Genomic DNA, 25,305 nt, shown 5'->3' with positions numbered 1-25,305 from the left:
TTGATGACAATATATAATATCAACTTTGGTATAGGTTGGGCGAGTAGTGGTGTTGAATATGCCCAAAGTTATCGTGCCAAAATGCTTCGCCACTTAAAAGATGATGCAAAATTCATATTTTTAGACTTTATTTCATCAGAAAACATACAAACGTTAACACAAAATTTAGGATTTAAAGATAGCGAAGTTATTTGGATGTATCAATATTTTACAGATATTCCAATCGCCCCTACGACGTATACTTTAGAACAGCTCAAACATGATATTGGAAATACCATTACACGAATTGAAGTAGATGCTCAAGGTAAAATCCAACGTCTTTATTTAGATCATCAATCACAAACTTTTGTGACTTGTTATATGAAAAATGCAAATAAACCTTATGTTGATCGTGCTGAATTTGTAGTTAATGGTATGCTTATTCGCAAAGATTTCTATAGCTATGTGCGTGTCTTTTCTGAATACTACGCACCTTATGACAACTATGCGAAACTATATATGCGACAATTCTATAATGAAAATGGCACTATTGCTTATCAAGAAATCATAGATGGCGATGCGCGTTCTTATATATTTAAAGATGCACGTTTTTATAGTAAAGAATCCTTTGTTGCTTATTTTATTCAACAACTAAATTTAACTAATCAAGATATAGTAATATTAGACCGAGCCACTGATATTGGACAAGCTGTCCTACAAAATAAAGGTCAAAGTCGTGTGGGTGTCGTCATACATGCTGAACATTTCAGTGATAATATCACAGATGATACTAATATATTATGGAATAACTATTATGAATATCAATTTACCAATGCAAAGTACATTGATTTCTATGTCGTTGCTACAGACCTACAAAATCAAATATTGTCTGAACAGTTTCGTCACTATACTGCAGACCGCCCTCGTATCAGAACAATACCTGTCGGAAGTCTCAATCAATTAAGTTTACCGAACGGACATCGTAAACCATACTCAATACTAACCGCTTCCCGATTAGCATCTGAAAAGCATGTGGATTGGATTGCACTCGCAGTTATTAAAGCGAAACAATCTTTTCCACAATTGGAATTTGATATATATGGTCATGGTCCTGAAAGTGATAAAATTCAAGAAATCATACATGATTATCATGCTGAAGATTTTATTCACTTACGAGGTCACGTTAATCTTGATGACATTTATTCACAATATGAATTATTTGTATCTGCTTCACAAAGTGAAGGATTTGGATTAACACTTATGGAAGCTGTTGGTTCTGGATTAGGTATGATTGGATTTAATGTTAATTATGGAAATCCAACTTTCATTGCAGATGGTCAAAATGGTTACTTACTAGACAAACCGTCTAAAGACGAGTCCATTGAGGAGATTACTGATCGTATGGCTGCTAAAATAGTTCAATACTTTAAAAATGGTCCCAAAGACCCTCATCAGAAATCATATGATATTGCTACGCCATTTGAGACCAATGAAATGATTAAAAGATGGCAACATTTAGTCGACGAGGTGCTATATGATTAATTTATTTGAATACTATAATCAACCAACACAATTATTACACCAAACATTAGAATTATCGGGTAATCAACATTTTACTATTTGTATCGAAGATGATGGATTCTTACCTGATGAAGTCACATCCCCATATCAATTCTTTGCGGCTAATCAACTTCATGATAATGATCGTCCTAAATTCTTTAACGAAGTGAGTGTTCCCCCATTTTGGGAAATTAACGGTGATGGTCAATCAGCTCAAATTAAAGATATGGGTCATATTAGAGGTGAAATCGTTTATCGTCCACACTTTAAGACAAGGATTGTTAGTCGGGTAAGATGGCTAGATGATAAAGGGCGTCTACGTTCAGAAGATCATTATACAAAGAATGGCTTTAAATTTGCGGAAACGATTTATGATTTAGCAGAAAAAGCAATATTGAAGAAATATTTAACAAGAGAAGGTAAAGAAGTGATTTATGAGAACTTTGTTACTGGAGATTATGTTTTAGATTGGCAAGGTCAATCTCATTTCTTCGCTTCAAAAGTCGAATTTATCACATACTATCTACAACAAATTCAAGTCGATTTATCAGATATTATTATTAATTCACTATCTACACCTTTCTTAGTATTACATCATATGAATACAGCTGGTAGAGGTATCTTGTTCTGGCAAGAAAATAGTCAAGGCCATGTCCCAGGAAATATGTTGTCCTTACTTGATAATACATTGCAACGTGTATTCTCTGTCATGATTCCTGACTATAAAGAATATGACACTATCGTTTCGCAACTTAATCAAGAACAAGCTTTAAGCGTATTTCAATCTGGTTATTTGTATGATTTTAATAAAACTAATCAATATTCAAATCATGCGTTAATTCTGACAAATTCTGATGATATTCCACAACTTGAGACTTTAATTATTACACATCCAAATATACAATTTCACATTGCTGCTGTGACTGAGATGTCTTCCAAATTAATGGCATTCGACCAATATCATCACGTACATCTATATCCGGCAGCTACAAAAAATATTTTTGAAGCACTATATCAACGATGTGATATTTATCTTGATATTAATCAAGGAAATGAAATTGAAAATGCTGTTACACGTGCTTTCCATCATCAACATGTCATCTTTGCTTGGGACGAAGTGATACATCAACATACATTTATTGCACCAGAAAATATATTCACTTTGACTGATGTGGAAACATTAAACCATGTATTAACTGATATCACTTCGAATAAACAACACTTTGATCAGCATCTTGCATATCAAGCGAGACATGCAAACCAATCAACAGTAAAAGATTTTACCAACACAATGCATCTTGCATTACATGAATAAATTCTAATAAATATGCGAAAAGCCACTTCTATTTGAATTAAAAATAGAAATGGCTTTTTGTATACTTATTCATTTTAAATAATATCATTATTATACGTCTCTCCAAATAATTGATAATGAACAAACGCTGCAAGTTCTGTTGATTCAACTAAGATGAGTATTGTATCATTGCCTCCCACTGTTCCTAACACTTCATTTAATTTCATTTGATCAATATAAAAATTCACACTTTGTGCAAATCCGGGAGACGTTTTAATGATAAGATAATTATCTTTAATCGTTACCTTCTCAATTTCTTCTTTATATAAGTTAATAAGTTTTGTTTTTGCTTCATTTTGAGCATTATCATTAAATTTACGATAATAACGCTCATTATTGGCAGAAGGCATTTTATAGATTTTCAACTCATTTAAATCTCTTCCAATCGTTGCCACACTATATTTAATACCAAAATGTTTATCGATATAATCTACAATTTCAGCTTTCGAATGAATGTCATTGTCTTTAACGATTGTTGATATTAAATCTAATCGTTTACTTTTTTTCATATTTTATACTCCTTTATCTGCATATTTTATAAAATACAGACAAAATACGTCACAATTACCATAACAAATTTCCCTTCAATGATATGTGAAGTTTTTCTCATAATTAACATTTATTATAAACTTTTTTATAACAATATTGAAAATGTTTATTAAAATGCATAATTAATTACTCTCTCATGACTATAAATACATTCAAACGAATAAAAAATAATATTATATTAATTACTCTATATAATATTAATCGAATATACATGTACATATAGGTTTTATGCGTAAATAATGCATAATTTATCATCATATTGCATTGAATAAATATTTTATATGAAGTTTTAGACATTAAATTTGTGAATTTTTTCTCAAACTATTACTTGAAAGCGCTTTATACTCTAGGTGTATTAAATCAAAGGAGGAAATAACAATGGAAACAGGACCTATCCACGTAAACAGTGAAATCGGCAAATTAAAAACGGTATTACTTAAACGACCAGGTAAAGAACTTGAGAATTTAGTACCTGATCATCTAAGTGGATTGTTATTTGACGATATTCCTTATTTGAAAGTTGCTCAAGAAGAACACGACCGTTTTGCACAAGTATTAAAAGACGAAGGTGTTGAAGTTGTCTATTTAGAAGATTTAGCTGCTGAAGCAATCGCAGATAAATCTGTACGTGAACAATTCATTGACGATATTTTAAAAGAATCTCAAAAGACGGTACTTGGCCATGAGAATGAAATCAAAGAATTATTCGCTAGCTTGAATGATAAAGAACTCGTAGAAAAGGTAATGGCTGGTGTACGTAAAGAAGAAATTCAACTTGAAACAAACCACCTAGTAGAATACATGGATGATCGTTATCCTTTCTATCTAGATCCAATGCCAAACCTTTACTTCACAAGAGACCCTCAAGCTTCTGTTGGTAGAGGAATGACAATTAACCGTATGTACTGGCGAGCACGTCGTCGTGAATCTATCTTTATGACATACATCTTGAAATATCATCCTCGATTCAAAAACGATGATGTACCTGTCTGGTTAGATAGAAACTCTCCTTTCAACATTGAAGGTGGCGATGAATTAATCTTGTCTAAAGATGTCCTTGCAATAGGTATTTCAGAACGTACTTCTGCACAAGCTATTGAACGATTATCTAGACAAATTTTGTTTGATGACAAATCTACATTTACAAAAGTACTTGCTATCGAAATTCCAAATAGTCGTACATTCATGCACTTAGACACTGTATTTACAATGATTGATTATGACAAATTTACAATGCATGCCGCTATTTTCAAAGAAGAAGATAATATGAACATCTTTACAATTGAAAAAGATGAACAAGGCAAAGATATTAAAATCTCACATTCTAGCAAATTAAAAGAAACATTAGAAAATGCATTAAACATCGATAATATTGAATTTATTCCAACTGGTAATGGAGATGTTATTGATGGCGCACGTGAGCAATGGAACGATGGTTCTAATACGTTAACTATTCGCCCAGGTGTAGTTGTCACATATGACAGAAACTATGTATCTAATCAATTATTACGAGACAAAGGTATTAAAGTAATCGAAATTACTGGTAGTGAACTAGTTCGAGGACGTGGAGGCCCAAGATGTATGAGCCAACCACTTTATAGAGAAGACATTTAACCAAACCAATATAAACGACTTACTAAACTTTTAAAGAAATGAGGAATGAATCATGTCAGAAATTCAACAACCACTTAACTTAAAAGGTAGACATTTATTAAAAGAAGACGATTTTACTAAGAAAGAATTTAGCGATTTAATCGACTTTGCAATTACTTTAAAAGATTATAAGAAACAAGGTATTCAACATCGATATTTAGACGGCAAAAATATTGCACTTCTATTTGAAAAAAATTCTACACGTACTCGTGCAGCATTCACTGTAGCATCAATCGACCTAGGTGCACATCCAGAATTTTTAGGAAAAAATGATATTCAATTAGGTAAAAAAGAATCAGTTGAAGATACTGCCAAAGTATTAGGTAGAATGTTCGACGGTATTGAATTCCGTGGTTTCTCACAAGATATGGTAGAAGATTTAGCAAAATATTCTGGCGTCCCTGTTTGGAATGGTTTAACTGACGCATGGCATCCAACTCAAATGTTAGCAGACTATATGACAGTTAAAGAAAACTTCGGTCATTTAGATGGAATTAAATTAACATATGTCGGTGACGGACGTAATAATGTAGCAAACTCACTATTAGTAGCAGGTCCAATGCTAGGTGTAGATGTAACTATTTGCTCACCAAAAGAACTCTTCCCTTTTCAAGACTACGTTGATATTGCTGAGAGACGTGCTAAACAAGACGGAGGTTCTGTAACAATTACAGATAATATTGATGAAGGCGTTAAAGATGCAGACGTTATCTATACAGATGTATGGGTATCTATGGGTGAAGAAAGTGAATTTGAATCACGTATTAACTTATTAAAAGATTATCAAGTCAATAAAGCAATGTTCGATAAAACTGGTAAAGACAGTACTATATTCTTACATTGTTTACCAGCTTTCCATGATACAAATACAACTTACGGTCAACAAATTAAAGATGACTATGGTTTATCTGAAATGGAAGTCACTGATGAAATCTTTAGAAGTAAACATTCTAAAGTATTTGATCAAGCTGAAAATCGTATGCATACCATTAAAGCTGTAATGGCTGCTACGCTTGGATAGTTAGCAAAAAAGTACATGCAGGTTTAGTTAAGATATCCTCATATCACTATACATCCAAATACGTATCACTAACTGAACCTGCTTAATTATTCAAAGGAGAAATGACACATGAGCGAATCAGATACAAATAAACTAAGTAAAACCTCCTTGATTGGCCTCGTCATTGGTTCAATGATTGGTGACGGTGCATTTAACATTATCTCTGACATGGGTAACCAAGCAGGTGGTTTAGCTATTACTATCGGTTGGATCATTACTGCAATTGGTATGATTTCCCTAGCCTTTGTCTTTCAAAATCTAACAAATGAAAGACAAGATTTAGATGGTGGTATTTATAGTTATGCACAAGCTGGGTTCGGTGATTTTATTGGATTTTCAAGTGCTTGGGGCTATTGGTTTGCAGCATTTCTAGGTAACGTTGCTTATGCCACATTATTAATGTCAGCAGTCGGTAACTTCTTCCCTATTTTCAAAGGCGGAAATACACTCCCAAGTATTATCGTAGCTTCTGTCTTATTATGGGGTGTTCATTACCTTATTTTAAAAGGAGTAGAAACAGCTGCCTTTATCAATAGTATTGTTACTGTAGCTAAATTAATCCCTATCTTACTTGTCATTGTATGTATGATAGCAGTCTTCAACTTTGACACATTTAAAGCAGGTTTATTCGGTATGACATCTGGAGATACTGGTATGTTCAGTTGGGGTGATACTTTAGGCCAAGTGAAAAGTACCATGCTTGTAACTGTATGGGTCTTCACAGGTATAGAAGGTGCGGTTGTCTTTTCAAGTCGTGCTAAAAGTAAAAAAGACGTTGGTACTGCTACCGTTATTGGCTTAATTTCAGTATTAGTCATCTATTTCTTAATGACAGTACTAGCACAAGGTGTTATACAACAAAACCACATTTCTGAGTTATCTAACCCATCAATGGCAGCAGTATTAGAACATATTGTCGGACATTGGGGATCTGTGCTAGTCAATATAGGATTAATTATTTCAGTTCTAGGTGCATGGCTAGGATGGACATTATTAGCTGGAGAGTTACCATTTGTAGTTGCCAAAGATGGACTATTTCCTAAATGGTTTGCTAAGGAAAACAAAAATAAAGCACCTGTTAACTCTTTATTAATCACAAATATACTAGTACAAATTTTCTTAATCAGTATGTTGTTTACAGAAAGTGCATATCAATTTGCCTTTTCATTGGCATCTAGTGCCATTCTTATACCATATATGTTTAGTGCTTTCTATCAAGTTAAATACACATACTTAACTAAGGATCGTGCTACAACAAAACAATGGGTAATCGGTATTATATCTTCTATTTATGCGATTTGGTTGATTTATGCTGCGGGAATAGACTACTTATTATTAACCATGTTGCTCTATATCCCAGGACTGTTCGTTTACCAAACCGTTCAAAAAAATAATAAAAAACCTTTAACAAAATTAGATTATATATTCTTTGTATTAATCACAATTCTAGCAATCATCGGTATTATCAGATTAATAACTGGTGCCGTAGATGTATTCTAAGTAAGGAGTGAAACTTTATGGACAACAAAATTGTCATTGCTTTAGGCGGAAATGCCATTCAAACTGACGATGGTTCCGCTGACGCACAAAGAAAAGCAATACGTTCAACAATGCAAGCGCTCAAACCTTTATTCAATACAGACGCTGATATTGTTATATCACATGGTAATGGACCACAAATTGGTAGTATGTTAATTCAACAGGCTAAAGCTGATAGTCCGCAAACACCTGCCATGCCACTTGATGTTTGTGGATCTATGACACAAGGTATGATTGGTTTTTGGATAGAAACTGAAGTAAACAGAGTGCTTTCAGAGATTAATAGTCCTAGACGCGCAGGTACTGTCATTACGCGTGTAGAAATTGATGAACATGATCCTCGTATGTCTAATCCTACTAAACCAATAGGACCATTTTACACTAAAGAAGAAGCTGACCAACTACAAAAAGACAATCCAGAATCAACATATAAAGAAGATGCTGGACGTGGCTACCGTAAAGTGGTACCTTCACCTTTGCCAGTGTCTATTTTAGAGCATCAACTCATTAGTACATTAGTAGAAAATCAAAACATCATCATTGCATGTGGTGGCGGCGGCATTCCAGTTATTAAGCGAAATGACACATATGAAGGTGTGGAAGCTGTAATAGATAAAGATTTTGCCAGCGAACGCTTAGCACAACTCATCGATGCTAATACGCTAATGATATTAACGAACGTAGAAAATGTTTATATCAACTATAATCAACCTAACCAAGAGGCATTAACACAAGTTAATGTAGAAACTTTAAAAGACTATGCTAAAGCAGGTAAATTTGCTGAAGGCTCTATGCTCCCTAAAATTGAAGCAGCAATTGATTTTGTTGAAAGCGGTGAAGGTCGACGTGCGATTATTACTAATTTAGAACATGCTTATGACGCTTTCAAAGGACAAGTTGGCACACAAATCAAGCATTAATCACTAAGGTGGTGCGTTTATGACAATCAACCAATCTAGAAACACAACAATCGACAATTCATTAATCACAAATCGTAGTGAGCAGTGTCTTGAGCGTTTAGCCGCATTTATAAACATCCCTGCCGTAGCTCTACAACCGTATAAAAATGAATGCATTGTTAGGCAATACAATAAAGGACAAGTTATTTACTATTCTTCTGATGAATTAACTCATGTATATTATCTCATCGACGGTTATATACTGAGAGAACATTTTAATATGAATGGTGATGTATACAGACTCTTAAATAAAGATGATCAATTGTTCCCCATGCACAATTTATTTCAAGACAAAACAACTAATGAAATGTGTACTGCTATCACAGACTGTATTATGATTGCCATTCCTATTGAATTAATCGAATACCTTTGTAGAAATAACGATAAAGTGTTTATTAGAATCTATCAATTGTTATGTGACAACCAAAGACAACAAATTGAATATCATATGGCTTTAAGTTCTAAAAGTGCAAAAGCACGCGTGATTAAGCTATTAATCTACTTATGTCACATGATTGGTTATGATAACGATGAATTTTACGAAATCAAATCATTTTTAACAATTCAAATGATTAGTGATCTTGCTAGCATTTCACGTGAAACAACTGGACATATTATTCAAGAATTAAAAGAACACAATATTTTACTTAAGCATCATAAAAATTGGATTATAAGCAAACAAATTTCAGAGTTGTAATTTTATTCCCATGAATTTATACTTTATCCCATTTATACGTAACAATGATTCAATATGACCTCCTGTTCAATTAAATGATTGTTATAAGTAAAGCACGACCCGGTCAGAATTAGCTGAACCGAGTCGTGCCTTTAATTTTTATGTTAACTTATCGATGAGGTATCACTGGAACGTGTGATATTAAATTTCTAGTATATGTCTCTTGTGGTCTTTCAATAATACTTTCAACATCATTTACTTCTACAATTGTTCCATATTGCATAACTGCAACACGATCACACATGTCTTTAATTACACCCATATCATGTGTAATAAATATATATGTCATTCCTAAATCATCTTGAAGTTGTTTCAGTAATTGAATGATATCCTTTTGTATTGAAACATCTAATGCAGACACCGCTTCATCGCAGATTAATAATTTAGGTTTAATGGCAATGGCACGTGCAATACTAACACGCTGACGTTGACCACCCGATAATTCATGTGGATATCGATATAAGAAACTTTCATCTAACCCTACACGTGTTAATAAACGTTTCACTTCTTTAACTAATGCTTCATGTGTTGTGACAAATCGATATAATTTTAAAGGACGACCGATAATATCTATAACTTTAAATTTAGGATTAATAGAGGAATAAGGATCTTGAAAAATCATTTGTATATCCTTACGCAAAGACTTCATTTCTTTAGCAGAAAATAAATTTAACGGCAAGTCTTGATACCAAATCATTCCTTCAGAAACATTGTTTAAACCAACTAATGCTTTAGCTAAACTAGACTTCCCTGAGCCAGACTCACCTACAATTCCTAATGATTCCCCTTCTTTAATTTCAAGATTAATATTTTTTACTGCTCTAAATTCATTGCCATTACTCTTAGTATAATCGATACTTACATTTTCGATTTTCAATAATGTTTGATCACTTATAGTTCTAGGTTGTTTAGGTGCGTGCAAATCCGGAATGGCATTAATAAGACGTCGCGTATAGTCAGATTTTGGATTTTTGAAAATAGTTTTGACATCACCACTCTCAACAACTCTGCCTTCTTTCATAACAATCATTTCATCGCAAAATTGATATACAATACCTAAATCATGCGTAATAAATAAAATAGACGTTTCGATATGTTTATATAATCGCTTCATTAATTCTAAAAGTTGATTTTGTGTGCTAACATCAAGTGCTGTTGTTGGTTCATCTGCAATTAAGATTTGTGGTTCTAATACTAATGCCATTGCAATCATGACACGTTGGCGCATCCCACCAGAAAATTCATATGGATAAGCATGTAATTTATCTTGAGCATTTCTAATGCCTACACTTTCTAAAATATCAATTGTCATTGCTTTCGCGCGTTTTCTATCAATATTACGATGCTTTAAAATTACTTCCATAATTTGACTACCTATTGTCATTCTGGGATTGAGCGACGATAAAGGATCTTGAAATATCATGGCAATATCTTTTCCTCGTATACCTTGAAATGCTTTATTAGAAAGATTTAATAAATTTTTCCCATTAAATTTAATTTCCCCAGTTAAAGTGTGCTGAGGATAATCAGGTAATAATCCCATAATCGATTTAGCTGTAATACTCTTTCCAGAGCCTGATTCACCCACAATAGCTAACACTTTCTTTTTATCTAATTTAAAACTTACGTCTTGAACTGCTTTAACGGAATGTTGTTCATATTCGAATGATACTCCAAGGTGTTTAACTTCTAAAAAAGATGACATAATCATTCCTCCCTATTCACAAATTACAATTTTTATTCTATAATACTTTTATTATATATCATAGTAATTTAATCAAGATTATTTTTCAAGGAGTGATGCCCATGTCAAATTATCGAAAAGTCTTTTTAGTTCTTTATAATAAAGGACTTTATAAAATGATTTTTTCAATTCTTAGTCTTCCGATATTTTTGTATGCTAGTTTAGTTTATTTGTTAAAACACCATCAAAAAACAACATTAGTGCAAATCCAAGACGAATATAAATTAGAACAAGCACTAAAGAAAAAATATCAATTTCTAAATCGGCGTAAATCTCGATCGCAACTCCAGAAAGAAGCTAGAAATATTTATCACAGTCATCATCGCCGTGATAATCAATATACTACAACTGATTTTCCCACTTTATATACAAACATCTTATTCGGAAAATTTCCCATTATAAAAATAATTTTAGCTTTACCATTGTTTGTTGTGTTGTCTTTTTATCTCAATCCAATCGTACGTTATATTTTCGAACGCATAATTATGACGCTAGTTGTCATTATTGGTGTAGTCATTGTTGTTTTTACAATACTATATTTATCACCTTTAGATGCGGCATATAGTATTTTAGGACCTAATGCGACAAAAGAACAATTTGCAAAATTTAATCAACTACACCATTTAAACGATCCATATCTTATTCAGTTATGGGAAACGATACAAGGAGTATTTACATTTGATTTAGGTACTACCTTTAAAGGTAATGAAGTTGTTTCTGATGCTGTAGGATCTAGAATACCTATTACATTAACAATATCTGTGTTGGCATTAATTGTAGCGCTAGTCATTGCTATACCTATTGGGATTATTAGTGCATTTAAACGTAATAGTTGGATTGATATTACATTGATGATTATCGCTTTAATTGGATTATCTATTCCTAACTTTTGGCAAGGATTACTGTTCATTTTAGCTTTTTCACTTAGGTTAGATATTTTACCACCATCGTATGTTCCCAATGATCCTTTATCGCTAATATTACCTGTACTAGTCATTGGTACTGCAATTGCTGCATCTATTACGAGAATGACACGTTCATCTGTATTAGAAGTGATGCGCAATGATTATGTGATGACTGCATATGCTAAAGGTATTTCTAAATCTCAAGTTGTCATAAAGCATATTTTAAAAAATGCACTCATCCCTATTGTGACACTTATTGGAATATTATTTGTAGAATTGTTAGGCGGATCAGCAGTAACTGAACAAGTATTCAATATTAATGGAATAGGTCGATACATTGTTCAAAAGCAATTTGTGCCAGATATCCCAGCAGTTATGGGTGGTGTTATTTACATTTCAATTGTCATTTCACTCATCAACTTAGTTATAGATATTTTCTATGTCATGATTGACCCTCAACTTCGTGAAGAAATTAAGGAAAGGGTGTAATTATATGCCACAAATTTCAATAACAAAACTCAGTTCACTACAACTGTTTACCATTTCTGCAGTATCTGTATTTGTATTAACTTTTGTCACTACTTTACTCAATTTATTCAAAGGTAATGTTTCAAATACGTTTTACATTGCACAGTTGATATTAATTATCTTGACACTCGTAGTGGCTACTATTGGATTTTCAGAAAGTAAAATACAATCTCATAAAGTATATCGTTGGCTTACCTATGTCGTTCTCATATTAACGACAATTACCGGTAATCTATTCACATTGTTAATGTTCGTGAGTCTATTCCGTTACGAACATACATCAAAATACAATATATACAATAGTTGGGAAGCGTTTATAAGCAAGATTAAACAACATAAAGTCGCTTTAGTGAGTTTTGCTTTACTAACTTATCTTCTAACATTGTCAATTACTGGTATTTACACATTTAATACTTCTTTAGCAACCCAAAACCAATTCAATGAATTATTAAAAGGTCCAAGCTTAGCTCACCCTTTTGGAACTGATGATTTTGGTCGTGATTTATTTACTAGACTCGTGGTGGGTACTAAATTAACTTATTTTATTTCAATCACATCAGTAGTAATTTCAGTTCTGTTCGGTGTCCTTTTTGGTATGATTGCAGGCTACTTTACTAAAGTGGACAATACGGTGATGCGCATACTTGATATTATTTTTGCGATACCAACATTATTATTAGCAGTTGCGATTATCGCATCGTTTGGCGCTAGTACATTAACATTAATCATTGCTTTAAGTATTGGTAATATACCTTCCTTTGCTCGAACTATGAGAGCAAATGTACTCGAAATCAAACGACAGGAATATATACAAGCAGCTCAAATTACCGGAGAAAGTCATCGTCGTATTTTATGGAGTTACATCTTACCTAATACTCTCGCACCTATGATTGTCAGATTTTCATTAAATATAGGTGTCGTTGTACTAACTACAAGTGGCTTGAGTTTCTTGAGATTAGGTGTAGCACCAAATGTTCCCGAATGGGGAAACATACTCAGAACTGGAAGTAACTTTTTAGAAACGCACAGCAATTTAGCCATATTTCCTGGGTTATGCATCATGTTACTTGTTCTCGCATTTAATTTTATCGGGGATGCTGTCCGTGATGCACTAGATCCGAAGATTCAATAAGATAGGATGATTTTATATGAAAAGAATTTTATTAACATTAACAGTAAGTTTAACTTTGATACTAAGTGGTTGTGGTGTACCTGGCAAGGATGATACAAAAGATAAAAACAAACAAGTCAACGTTAAAGGTACTAAACCGACGATTCGCTTTTTAGGTCAAGCGAGCTATCAAAATGATATGAACATTGTTAAACAACAATTAGAACGAGCTGGTTTTAACGTAAAGATGAATGTTCAACCTGATTACGGTAGTTATCGTACACAACGTCAAGCTGGTAATTATGATATTCAAATCGATGACTGGACAACAGTATTTGGTGATCCTAACTATGCAATGAATGCAATATTTAGCTCTACAGGCTCAAATAGCTTGATTAAAGACCCTAAAATCGATGCACTAATCAATAAAGCATCTAAAGAAAATACTTCTGAAGCTAAAAATACATATAAAAAGTTAGAAGATAAAGTGATATTCGACGAAGGATTCATGGCACCTTTATATGGTTCGAAGAAAAATCTCGTTTATGACAATAAAATTTTAAATAAAAATAGTGTTGGTTTACCTAATTCTCGCGCACTTATTTGGCAACAATTTGATTATAATGATAAAAAATTACGTAATACACGACCTTTAGTGATGACACAACCTGATGGTGAATTCCAATCTCTAGACCCTATTCGTTCTATTGCGCCTAATGTCTACAATATCAATATGAACATGTATACACGTTTATTAACACTTAATGATAATGACAAAATCACAACTGATGGATCACTTAGTCGTAGCTATACATCTAACAAAGATAACAATGCATTTTATTTCTTATTAAGAGACGATAACTATTTTGCAAAAGTAAAAAATGGCAAAGCAGAAAATACACATGAAAAAGTATTAGCAGACGATGTCCTATTCAGTCTCAACCGTGCTAGAGATAAAAATGCCGTTCCTAACCATGTGACTTATAATATGCATAAACATATTAAAGATATTACTGAGTTAACAAATGATGATAAGAAAGAACTTAAGAAGACTAAAACAGCATCTGGCAAATCGGTATGGGATACATTAACTAAAGGTTATAAAGTTAAAGATATAACAAATCAAGATAGTGAAGTTAATAATGCTGAAGGTAAATATCAAATTATTAAAATTACAACTGATCAACCAATGCCTAAAGAAGTTAACTATTTAACACACTCATCAGCAGGTATTTTATCAAAACATTATGTTGAAAAGCTAAAAGAAGAAGGCAAAGATTTTGGAGCACCTAATACTGTACCTAAATCTGATGACGGTCAAAATGAACTCGTTACAAGTGGTGCGTACATTATGACTAAAAAAGACAATTATCAAGCTACTTTCCAACGTAATCCAGGTTTTAATATCGATGAAAAAGATAGTTACGGTCTAGCTAAAATTAAGAATATTATTTTAAAATTCAATAGTGACCCAGCAAGTGCACTGTCCGAATTAAGAAACCATGCAATCGATATACTCGCTGACATAGATCAAAAACATTTTGAATTAATTCAATCTGATAAAGGCTTAAGTATGATCAGTAAACATGGTCGCAAGTCAGTATTCTTAATTTTAAATAGTAAGAGCGGTGTATTTAAAGACAATCCACATTTAAGACGAGCTGTTGTTAACGCTATAGACCAAGATCAATTCATTAAGTTTTACCGTGGAGATAAATTCAAAATCAGTTCACCTGTTACGCCATTACTTGATACAGGCAACGAACAAAAACAAGATTTAGATAAAGTTGAATCTGAGATTAATCAAAGAAAATAACTCGTATCAAAGATTTCTATTTTAGAAAGAAGGCACTATCCCTATGTCGGACACGCATTTCAAACATCATTTAACTTCACAAGAAGGCTTGGTTTCAGTGTCACATCCACTAGCAGCTAAAGTGGGAAAAGATATACTTGATCAAGGTGGAACTGCCATAGATGCAGTAATCGCTATTCAACTAGTCCTTAATGTTGTTGAACCCTTTGCCTCTGGATTAGGTGGCGGTGGTTACTTATTATATTATGACAATACAGTCGGCGATATCATTGCATTTGATGCACGTGAAACTGCCCCTAGCAATGTAGACAAGCACTTTTATTTAGATGAAAAAGGACACTATAAAAGTTTTTTAGAATTAACGACACATGGCTCTATCGTGGGGGTTCCAGGAATTGCAAAGCTCTTTGAATATTTACACAAACATTATTGCAAATTGAATTTAGCTAACTTGATCAACCCGGCGATTGAATTAGCCGAACACGGTCATCGTGCTAATTGGGCGATTGAAAAATATTCACAACAACAACTTAAAAGAATTAACAAGTACGATGAAACACGTCGTGTATTTACTAAAGAAGATGATAATTATATCCATGACGGGGATTGGATTAAATCTCCAGAAATAGCTCGTACATTACGCTTACTAAGAGATAAAGGGTTTGGCGCATTTTATACTGGCAATATCGCGAAACAATTGGTAAATGTTGTAAACAAATATGGTGGGACAATTAATGAAGAAGATTTAAAGCATTATAATATTCGTATCAAACAACCTATAACTGCCCAATATCGAGACTATCAAATACATTCTATGGGTCCTTCAAGTTCAGGTGGTATCACATTGATACAAATTTTAAAAATCCTTGAATTTTTTGATTTAAAAAGTATGGGATCCCGTTCCATCGATTATTTACATCATCTGATTCAAGCAATGCAAATTGCCTATAGTGACCGTGCTAAATATATTGCTGATGATGACTTTTACGAGGTACCAGTTAGCGAGCTTATTGATGAGGATTATTTAAAACAACGTAGCGAAATCATTGATCAACATATTGCTAATTTTAATATTGAACATGGTGAGTTAAGTAATAGTTCTCGTGTAGAAAGTCATACTCATATAGATGAAAACCATACCGAAACGACACATTTTTCTGTAACAGACCGATTTGGTAACGTAGCTTCTTTCACTACATCTATAGGAATGATTTATGGTTCTGGTATTACAGTTCCAGGTTACGGTGTTTTACTTAATACCACAATAGATGGCTTTGATGTTGTTTTAGGTGGTATTAATGAAGTCGAACCTCGTAAACGTCCATTAAGCAATATGGCCCCAACAATCATAACTAAAAATGGCCATCCTATCATGGAAGTTGGCGCACCAGGTGCAATTAGTATCATCGCTAGTGTCGTGCAAACCATTATCAACGTTTTAGACTTCGGGATGTCTATCCAGGAAGCAATTGATGAGCCAAGAATATACACAAGTAACCCTTCTCGTATAGAATGGGAACCACAATTTGATCAAACACTTATTTTGAAACTTATTGCCAAGGGACACGCTTTTGAGCATCGACCAGACCCTTATATTGGTGATGTACATGGTTTACAATTTTTGGAAAATGGTGTTATCGGCGGCGCTGATAATACGAGAGAAGGAACAGTTGCAGGTGGCCCTATCTATGATGTCAGAGAGAAAGAGAATGATTTAAATATCGATGATTTTACGCAGTATCATATTGAATACAATCACGTGAGACTACCTTTATTTAAGAACCAGATTATTAAGGAACATGGTGATTTTTGGTTAAGAAATGATGTTGTCGAATTGCTGTTTGATATTAATGAAAAAGACTATGAAGTCGAGTATTTAATTGAAAAACAAGGTCAGGATAGTCGTTTTATCAATATTGAACAACTTGCTCATCAATTAAATTATCTATTTCATAAAACTGAAAATGGTATTTCTATTTATAAAGATACACAACAACGCATTACCGAAACACAAGCCAAATACTATCGATACGATAGAGACAGTATCACAAGATAACAAACAAGCTGAGCAACCGAATTGGGCCGCTCAGCTTGATTTTTGTTTTTTTATTTATATATCATTTTGAGATATTATGTAATAACTATAGCCTTATATTGATTATGAGATATTTGTGTTTCCATCATAACCATAAACATCATAAGCAAACATATTTTGTTCTACATCTAATAAATATTTCTTTTGTCTACATATTCAATTACTTTATACCTCGACATACTATAAAAAATAGTTACTTTTATTAATTTCACCATATTATTTTATTCAATACTCACTTCATTATCCTCTTCGTCTTCTGATGGTGTAAATTCGATGATATCTGTATAAGTTATGGTTTCTTTGTCATTATCTACAAAATTATATTCTATATGTTGGTCACCTATTTTACGAGCACCTATGTTTCCTGATTCATCAAATAAAACTTTTGGCGCTTTATTCGTATTAATATCAAAACGGTTTTTAATCTCTTTTACATTTTTATCTTTATTATCAAGTTGATATTCTGCGGTATAAGACGGTCTATCACCATAACTATAAGTTATGGTTCCATTTTTATAATCTTTAATATCACTATAATCAGCAAATTCTACTAAAAATTTAAAATTATTTATCTTCTGTTCTAATGATTTACTAATCCCCTTTTCTTTTGCTTCTTTAGTTAATTTAAGCTTTTTGTTTTTATATTCAACGGGATAATGTTTTTCCTCTTTATCATGTTCATAAGTCTCACTGTTATAATTATCTTTATCTATAAAGTAATAACCACTAGCATCATGAGTCTGTCTATTAAATTTCATCTCAACACCTTCAGTTACAGTGTCCCCTTCTTCACCTTTACGTTTCGTTGTAAAGGATTTGAGTTCCCATACACCTTTGTCGTCGGCTTCTAATCCCCTGCCACCTTTTTCTTCAGCTCTTATCCCTTGTTTATCAAATAAAACATCAAGATTTTTCATAGGAAGTGGCTTAAATATATGTGAAAGACTACCTTTAATTGCGTTTTCTTTAGTAATTTTAAATCCATAATAACCACTTATAATGATGATTACTGCAATGATTGGTAGTAATATAACACTCAACAATTTTTTAGAAATCAACTATAAGTCACTTCTTTCTGTATTTTAATGAGTCAATCCACCTTGTTCTTTGTGATTTACATTTTCAATTTTTAATAAAATCTTTTCATGTAAGTACTAGACCTGTTTTAGCGAAACATTAATATTTTCTTATAATATTTTTTCTCGTCGACTGCTTTTTCGAAAGGAATATGTTATCTACTGTAACCTCCATTTATCTCAACTATCACTTTATTATTTAAACAATATATAAAAATAATTGATGAGTATCATAACACCAATAAGGCCATTATGAATCATATGTACTGTCATACTGTCTTTAATGTTACCTCTTCTTGAGTAAGCAAGATAAAAAATCATACCCATTATCATATACATTAAAAATGCAATAATATTATTAATGCCATGTTGTGAGGCGAAGACAATCGATGAAAGTATGAAAGGCAGCCAGAATACTGATTTTCTAAATAGTGTTTCTTTAAAAATGCCTCTATAAATCAATTCCTCTAGATATGGAACTAAAAAAGTAAGTGTAATCACAAATATAATTACGGGAAATACTTGTCCAAGTTGACTAGCGTCTTGTGCTTGAGCATTGACGTCACCAAAAAGCAATTTATCATTATCTGTTTGCATTGAACCAGTGGTTAATTTTAGTAAGTATGTGAATCCATATACAACTAGTCTTAATATAATTGCCCAACCTATGGCTATACCTAAGTCTTTAAGACTAAAACCTTTTGTTTTTTCATATGTATGATTTAAGTAGTATCGTCTTATTAACCAAATCACTATAGCAATAACAAAAAGATATATAATAGTACCTATTGTTATACTTAAAACCTCAGCTTTAACAGAAAGACTTACAAGAGTTATTATTGCAATAACTGGTAATTGTGCTAATATCATCCAACCTATAAATATTAAAATATTTAGCGCAAGATTTCCTTTAGGTTTGATATCATTACTTTGTTCTTGATTAAATTGATTTCTATTTACATCTACATTATCGTTATCAAATCTATTTTCTTCCATATCAAAACCACCTTATATATCTTAATATTTAAAACTAATTAATTATATAATTAATATAACATTACTCCAAAATAAAAAATAGTTTATTAGTATTCTTTATTTTTATAATTAACATTAAAAATTGATTAGAATGATTTTTCAAAACAAAATAAAAAGCTCCCGCACGTTAGTACGAGAACTCCTTAATTTAAATTCCTATTTAATTTTCATATTCCGTCGAACTTAAGTTCCAAATCTAATGATCCCAATTTGAACGTAAAATGCATGAACAGAAGTTATTTTGAGGATATTCTGGTTCAAAATATTTAATAACATCAGATTTGATATTACCAAATGTTGTTTCTGGTTTATGTTTGAAACCATCGTAGAATGCTCTAATAACATCGTGTTTAAAATTACCACGTGGAAATTTATCTACGACTGCTTTTCGAATTTCATCAGAATATTGATTCCAATTATCTCCCATCACATCCATACCAACACCATGGTATAACAGTGCTACGTTATTCTCTTTATGCTCTGCTACTCCAAGTGTCGTATGCAATGCAATAGAATCCCATGCTAATTGTAAATCTCTTTCATCATAGTTATACGTTTCTAAAAATTGTCTCACCGCATTAGCGCCGTCTACTTCAAAACGCAAATCATCGCTACTATATTGATTAGTTAGACCTAAATCATGGAATAAAGCAGTAATATATAGTAACTCTTTATCGTATTTGAGTTTATCTTGAATACCTTTAACTTCTCCAAATAAATATACTCTATTTGAATGATTCCAAATTAATTCATTACCATGTTCGTGAACAATACCTTGTGCATCTTGAACAATCTTACTATCTGGAACAGTGACTTCATTAATATCTCTAATCATGGTTATACGACCCTTCTCATTGTGATATTACATCTATTCCACTCATAAGGGCTTGTTAATCTTTATACATAATATAAAGTTACAAATATTAGGAAAGAGATACCATATAAGTACTACTTCAGAACACATTTTCACATCAAAAAGTAGACAAGCAATTAGTTTACAAAGACAACCGCTTAATATTTTCAACTAAATGACTATGACTAATAACATCTTTCTATTTAACATATCGCGCTCCTTTAAACATACTCATCACAATCATACACACAACGAGCAATCCGCAAATGGTGTACATCCAGCTAAATCCTACTAAATCTGACAAGGGGCCCATCAGACTTCCACCTAATGACACACCTAAATCTGCACATGCAATAAATAAACCCAATAGCATATTACGACCAGCTTTCGGTAACACAAAACTTAGATATGATGTTAGCGTTGGATAAACAAGTGCTTGTGTCGTACCAATCAATATGGCACTACTATAAAATATGAGTGCGTGTATGTTAGGTCCAATAGCAACTAACATCGCTGCAACGGCAAGCAACATCAGCACACTCACCATATACAACGGGTGCCATAACCCATCAGATGGAATGTATTTACGTAAATAAATTCTAGCTAATACCACCGCTATCGCTTGAATCGTTAAGAATATACCGGCGTCTGCAAATCCGAATTTCACAGTATATAATGGAACAAATGTACTCACTGCGCCAAAGACTATCGACACGATAATCATAATCAACCCACTCGTTAAGAGTTCCTTATTTTTAAAGAATTGGGCAAACACAGTCACACCATTAAAGGGTAAGGGTTCAACTTTGTGACTAGTATCAGGTTCCTTACCTGCAAATGAGACACGATAACCAAAGAATGTTGTCGTTAACGCTATAGCAATCATGACTACGGCAAATACTGACATTCGATCCAGATGCCAAATACCTATAGCAATGAGTGGTCCTACTAAATTAGGTATCGTTGAAAATAGAGAGTATAAAGAGACACCTTCTGAGCGATGTTCTTCAGGTAAAGCATCTATAATACCTAGTTGTAGCGACATCGAAAAGAATGCCGTACATACACCCTGCATCACTCTTGCTAAAAAATATCCCTCTAATCCAGTAAATCCATATAATATCAGTGCACAAGCATTAATAATCAAAATAATATGTAGTACTTTAATTGGACCAACACGTGCAATAATTTGTCCTGCCCATGGACGAAAGACCATTGCAGTCAACATGTAGGCACCCATAACGATACCTATCATTGTATTGGTTGCACCTAAATCATGACCTCGTAATGGAATGAACACATTCAAAATGGCATTCGCACTAAAGAACATGAGAGTTAGTATATATAATCTTAGAAATGGCCAAGCCATTGCACCTTTCATTAACTCACTCCTTAGAATGATAGTTGTTTCTCTATTAACGCTCTTGTATAAGCATTACGTGTTGTATTTAAATGGCATGTGGGAAGGCTTTCCACAATTTGACCATTTTTAAAAATAACTAATTGATCACATAAATACGTTGCCGCTTGAATATCATGCGTAATAAATATATAGCTTAAGTTCCGTTCTTCTTTTAACCGTTTCAATAAATCTAGAATTTGAGTTTGTATCGACATGTCTAGCGCGCTTATGGCTTCATCAAATAAAATATATGTTGGGTTAATACATATTGCTCTTGCAATAGCAACACGTTGTGCCTCTCCGCCCGATAGCATATTGGGATATTTTTCTAGAAAATTACTGGATAATCCTACCTCATCTAATAATTGAGTTGCCGTTGTTTCCATTTCTTTCAAGCTTTGTTTATCGCACTGGCACATGACTTCGAATAAAATATCTCTTACAGTTTGAAAAGGATGTAATGACGATGTATAGTCTTGAAATACTGCACTAATTTGATGACGTCTTACCTTTTTTATATACATCGGTTGCTCATTTAATGTCACGTTACCTTTGTCTGGTCTTTCAATGCCTAATATCATACGACTTAGTGTAGACTTACCACTGCCACTCTCACCGATAATAGCGATAGATTGACCTACAGGACAATCGAAGCTTACATCTTTAACGATAGGTTCTGTTTTAGAGCTAAATCGCGTTCGTTTGTCATAATGCTTTTCAACATTTGATATTTTAAGCATGACAATCTCCTCTCATTACACGTTGAAAATAATCATTCACCTTTTGCTTTGTGGATAATAAATATTTCGTGTACTCATGTTGAGGATCATGCAAGACCGCTTCTTTAGTTCCTTCTTCAACCAATTGTCCCTCTTTCATAACGAGTACATTATCTGCAACTTTATGAATAACTGTTAAATCATGCGAAATAAATATCATGGCACAATCAAAATGTTGTTTAATATCTTCAAATGCTTCCAACACGTCAAATTGATTAATCGTATCCAATGCAGTTGTTGGTTCGTCTGCAATAATGAGTTTTGGTTTTAATGCTAATGCTAAAGCAATCATTAACCGTTGCAGCATGCCACCTGACAACATATATGGATAAGATGCCAAAATGGTTTTAGGATCTTTTAAATTCATATACGTCATATATTTAATAAGCGTTTCTTCAATTTCTTGTGTTGATAATGATGTATGAGCTTGCATTGTTTCCATCATTTGTTTGCCGACTCTTGATGACGGATCAAAAGCTCTTGCACCTTGCTGCATGACCATCGCAATATCTTTACCTCTATATTGTCGTAATTGTTGCTCTGACAAATTCAATAGTTGTTGACCTTCAAAACAAATGTCTCCAGTAACTTTAAGACGATTAGGATTAAGTCCAATTAATGATTTACAAGTAATGGATTTACCACTACCACTTTCACCTATTAAACCTAGTGTTTCACCATGTTCAACTTGAAAGTTAATATCATCAACAAGTACATTACCTGTCCAAGAATCTATAATTGTTAAATTATTTACTTTTAACAACGTCATTCATGCATCACACCTTTCTTAACTGCACGTAATTTTTCTTTTGAAGAAATGCGTGGATCTATTGCCACTTGCAACGCATCTGATAGAAAATTGAATGCCATAACAATAATGACAATAACAATACCAGTAGTCACCATTAATTCAGGATGAGTAAACATCACTTTACGTGCTTCATTTAACATCATGCCCCACTCCGCTGTTGGTGCTTTTACTCCTAAACCTAAAAATGAAAATCCTGACATTTGTAATATCATAGAACACATGGCACTACTAGAAATAACGGCAATATCGCCTAATGTTAATGGAAGAATATGTTTACGAATAATCAATAAATGACTCATACCAATCGTTTTAGCAAATTTTACATGATCGGCTGCGGTATATTGCATGACACTAGTACGTATTACACGGCAGAACCATGCCCAACGTGTAAGTATAAATGCCAGAATAATATTTTCCACACCCATTCCGAATAATGTAATTAACGCTAAAGTGACAACGTAACTTGGGAATGCCAACATGACATCACAACATCGCATAATCAATGCATCAATATAACCCCGGAAATATCCAGATATAAATCCGAGTATGGCTCCAATTGCGACCGATACAAATAATGCAATCAATACATATAATAAGCTTGGTCGAATAGCATAAATAATCCTAGTCAATATATCTCTTCCTAAATGGTCTGTGCCTAACCAATGTGATGTGCTAATACCAGCAAATTTATTCGCTGTATCGATATGATTGGGTTCATGGACTGTAATGAGCGGTGCTGTTAACCCGAGTATGATATAAGTCGCTATAACAATTAATGCAATCACTGCACCTTTATCTTGTAATAATCGTTTTATAATCATCATCTTGTCGCCTCCCTCAACCTAGGATTCAACAAGGCATTAATAATATCTGCCAGTGTGTTAAAGACAATGAATAATACTGCAACAATTAACACATAAGCTTGTATAACTGGAAAATCATGTTCGACAATTGCTTTAATACTCAATTGTCCTAATCCTGGCCAAGCAAAGACATTTTCAACAACGACTAAACCACCCATAATCATAGGTATCGACATACAGAAAATAGATACAGCGACTTGTAATGCATTGCGTAATACGTGTTTTAATAAGGTTATAGTATGTACACCACTCGCTTTTAAATACATCACATACTCCTCATTAAGTTGTTCAATCATCGCTCGTCGTACATTTCTAAAGTAAATACCAGCATACGTCATTGTAATAACTACAACGGGTAAAATATAACTTTCTGGTCCAGTTAATCCTGATGTTGGTAATAAATTTAACTTAACTGATACAAAAATAATGAGCATTGATGCTACCCAATATGATGGTAAAGCTGTTAAAAAGAATGCTATCAATCGTATTACTCGATCTGTACTACGACCTCTAGTTAGTGCACTCACCACACCTAAAAAGATAGATGTCACCATAACTGATAGACTAGAAATTAATGTTAATTTTAATGTATTCATAAATGCAGGACCTATACGTTCTGAAACCGGGTCTCCTGTAATATAGCTTGTCCCAAATTTAAATTGTATTGCTTGTTGTAACCATTCTTTATATTGAATAAGAATAGGTGCATCAAGACCATACTTCTTTTTCGTCTCAGTAATTAATTGCTCTGTAACATTCGGTGTTCCTTGTGCATGTAGAATCGTTACAGCAGGATCTTCATTGGATAGGTACGTCATCATAAATGTCATAAAACTCACTACAATCAATAACGGAAACATGAGTGCAATACGTTTTATTATTAATTTGAACATTTAGA

The 25,305-nt window shown here is 33.0% G+C and carries 21 protein-coding genes; 11 read left to right on the top strand and 10 right to left on the bottom strand.

Annotation, left to right across the window (positions count from 1 at the left end):
- Window positions 1-3: 3 nt before the first annotated feature.
- Together gtfA and gtfB are read left to right on the top strand one after the other, a co-directional pair.
- Window positions 4-1,521 (top strand): accessory Sec system glycosyltransferase GtfA, encoded by a 1,518-nt coding sequence (gene gtfA / locus N524_RS0112570; protein WP_029056724.1) that lies wholly within the window; start codon window positions 4-6, stop codon window positions 1,519-1,521.
- A complete protein-coding gene (gtfB, locus tag N524_RS0112565; RefSeq protein WP_029056723.1) occupies window positions 1,514-2,854 on the top strand; it encodes an accessory Sec system glycosylation chaperone GtfB in 1,341 nt (446 codons plus the stop codon). The genes gtfA and gtfB overlap by 8 nt, the downstream gene beginning before the upstream one ends.
- A gap of 74 nt (window positions 2,855-2,928) precedes the next feature.
- Here the strand turns inward: gtfB and N524_RS0112560 are convergent, their stop codons facing one another.
- Complete coding sequence (locus tag N524_RS0112560) at window positions 2,929-3,402, bottom strand: arginine repressor (protein WP_029056722.1); 474 nt, start codon at window positions 3,400-3,402, stop codon at window positions 2,929-2,931.
- 418 nt (window positions 3,403-3,820) lie between these two features.
- Here N524_RS0112560 and arcA point away from each other — a divergent pair, with 418 nt between their 5' ends.
- From arcA to N524_RS0112535, 5 genes are all read left to right on the top strand, one after another.
- A complete protein-coding gene (gene arcA, locus N524_RS0112555) occupies window positions 3,821-5,056 on the top strand; it encodes an arginine deiminase (RefSeq protein WP_029056721.1) in 1,236 nt (411 codons plus the stop codon).
- 52 nt (window positions 5,057-5,108) lie between these two features.
- Window positions 5,109-6,116: an ornithine carbamoyltransferase gene (gene argF, locus N524_RS0112550; protein ID WP_029056720.1), complete on the top strand. Its 1,008-nt coding sequence runs from the start codon at window positions 5,109-5,111 to the stop codon at window positions 6,114-6,116.
- 108 nt (window positions 6,117-6,224) lie between these two features.
- Entirely contained in the window at window positions 6,225-7,655 is a 1,431-nt protein-coding gene (arcD, locus tag N524_RS0112545) for an arginine-ornithine antiporter (protein ID WP_029056719.1), read from the top strand.
- A 17-nt stretch (window positions 7,656-7,672) separates the two neighbouring features.
- Window positions 7,673-8,614, top strand: a complete 942-nt coding sequence (arcC, locus tag N524_RS0112540; RefSeq protein WP_017637762.1) for a carbamate kinase — start codon at window positions 7,673-7,675, stop codon at window positions 8,612-8,614.
- A 19-nt stretch (window positions 8,615-8,633) separates the two neighbouring features.
- A complete protein-coding gene (locus N524_RS0112535) occupies window positions 8,634-9,350 on the top strand; it encodes a Crp/Fnr family transcriptional regulator (protein WP_037555835.1) in 717 nt (238 codons plus the stop codon).
- Between the two features lie 148 nt (window positions 9,351-9,498).
- On the opposite strand, the gene N524_RS0112530 is transcribed toward N524_RS0112535, so the two are convergent.
- Window positions 9,499-11,094, bottom strand: coding sequence for an ABC transporter ATP-binding protein (locus N524_RS0112530; RefSeq protein WP_029056717.1), 1,596 nt, complete (start codon window positions 11,092-11,094; stop codon window positions 9,499-9,501).
- Window positions 11,095-11,195: 101 nt separating this feature from the next.
- On the opposite strand from N524_RS0112530, the gene N524_RS0112525 reads away from it, so the two are divergent.
- The 4 genes from N524_RS0112525 to ggt are packed head-to-tail and all read left to right on the top strand — an operon-like array spanning window position 11,196 to window position 17,549.
- Window positions 11,196-12,527, top strand: coding sequence for an ABC transporter permease (locus N524_RS0112525; protein WP_123186386.1), 1,332 nt, complete (start codon window positions 11,196-11,198; stop codon window positions 12,525-12,527).
- A gap of 4 nt (window positions 12,528-12,531) precedes the next feature.
- On the top strand, window positions 12,532-13,698 hold the full coding sequence (locus N524_RS0112520) for an ABC transporter permease (RefSeq protein ID WP_029056715.1): 1,167 nt from the start codon (window positions 12,532-12,534) through the stop codon (window positions 13,696-13,698).
- A gap of 16 nt (window positions 13,699-13,714) precedes the next feature.
- Complete coding sequence (locus N524_RS0112515; RefSeq protein ID WP_029056714.1) at window positions 13,715-15,493, top strand: ABC transporter substrate-binding protein; 1,779 nt, start codon at window positions 13,715-13,717, stop codon at window positions 15,491-15,493.
- Between the two features lie 43 nt (window positions 15,494-15,536).
- A complete protein-coding gene (gene ggt, locus N524_RS0112510) occupies window positions 15,537-17,549 on the top strand; it encodes a gamma-glutamyltransferase (RefSeq protein WP_029056713.1) in 2,013 nt (670 codons plus the stop codon).
- 260 nt (window positions 17,550-17,809) lie between these two features.
- Here the strand turns inward: ggt and N524_RS13010 are convergent, their stop codons facing one another.
- From N524_RS13010 to opp1B, 8 genes are all read right to left on the bottom strand, one after another.
- Complete coding sequence (locus N524_RS13010) at window positions 17,810-18,646, bottom strand: Csa1 family protein (RefSeq protein WP_051522849.1); 837 nt, start codon at window positions 18,644-18,646, stop codon at window positions 17,810-17,812.
- A gap of 213 nt (window positions 18,647-18,859) precedes the next feature.
- Window positions 18,860-19,660, bottom strand: a complete 801-nt coding sequence (locus N524_RS0112500) for a CPBP family intramembrane glutamic endopeptidase (protein ID WP_017637770.1) — start codon at window positions 19,658-19,660, stop codon at window positions 18,860-18,862.
- A gap of 235 nt (window positions 19,661-19,895) precedes the next feature.
- Window positions 19,896-20,534 (bottom strand): HD domain-containing protein, encoded by a 639-nt coding sequence (locus N524_RS0112495; protein ID WP_029056712.1) that lies wholly within the window; start codon window positions 20,532-20,534, stop codon window positions 19,896-19,898.
- Window positions 20,535-20,751: 217 nt separating this feature from the next.
- Window positions 20,752-21,933, bottom strand: a complete 1,182-nt coding sequence (cntE, locus tag N524_RS0112490) for a staphylopine family metallophore export MFS transporter CntE (RefSeq protein WP_029056711.1) — start codon at window positions 21,931-21,933, stop codon at window positions 20,752-20,754.
- 11 nt (window positions 21,934-21,944) lie between these two features.
- Window positions 21,945-22,694 carry an ABC transporter ATP-binding protein gene (locus tag N524_RS0112485; RefSeq protein WP_029056710.1) on the bottom strand — a complete coding sequence of 250 codons (750 nt, stop codon included), beginning with the start codon at window positions 22,692-22,694 and terminating at the stop codon, window positions 21,945-21,947.
- Window positions 22,687-23,502 (bottom strand): staphylopine uptake ABC transporter ATP-binding protein CntD, encoded by an 816-nt coding sequence (gene cntD / locus N524_RS0112480; protein WP_017637774.1) that lies wholly within the window; start codon window positions 23,500-23,502, stop codon window positions 22,687-22,689. Before cntD ends, N524_RS0112485 begins: the two co-directional genes overlap by 8 nt.
- Window positions 23,499-24,368, bottom strand: a complete 870-nt coding sequence (gene cntC / locus N524_RS0112475) for a staphylopine uptake ABC transporter permease subunit CntC (protein ID WP_017637775.1) — start codon at window positions 24,366-24,368, stop codon at window positions 23,499-23,501. Before cntC ends, cntD begins: the two co-directional genes overlap by 4 nt.
- Window positions 24,365-25,300: a nickel/cobalt ABC transporter permease gene (gene opp1B / locus N524_RS0112470; protein WP_017637776.1), complete on the bottom strand. Its 936-nt coding sequence runs from the start codon at window positions 25,298-25,300 to the stop codon at window positions 24,365-24,367. The genes cntC and opp1B overlap by 4 nt, the downstream gene beginning before the upstream one ends.
- Window positions 25,301-25,305 lie beyond the last annotated feature (5 nt).

It is taken from the genome of Staphylococcus sp. URHA0057, assembly GCF_000620265.1.
Taxonomy (GTDB): domain Bacteria; phylum Bacillota; class Bacilli; order Staphylococcales; family Staphylococcaceae; genus Staphylococcus; species Staphylococcus pasteuri.
The sequence above is the reverse complement of the archived record's forward strand: the minus strand, read 5'-3'. Positions and strand labels throughout refer to the sequence as shown.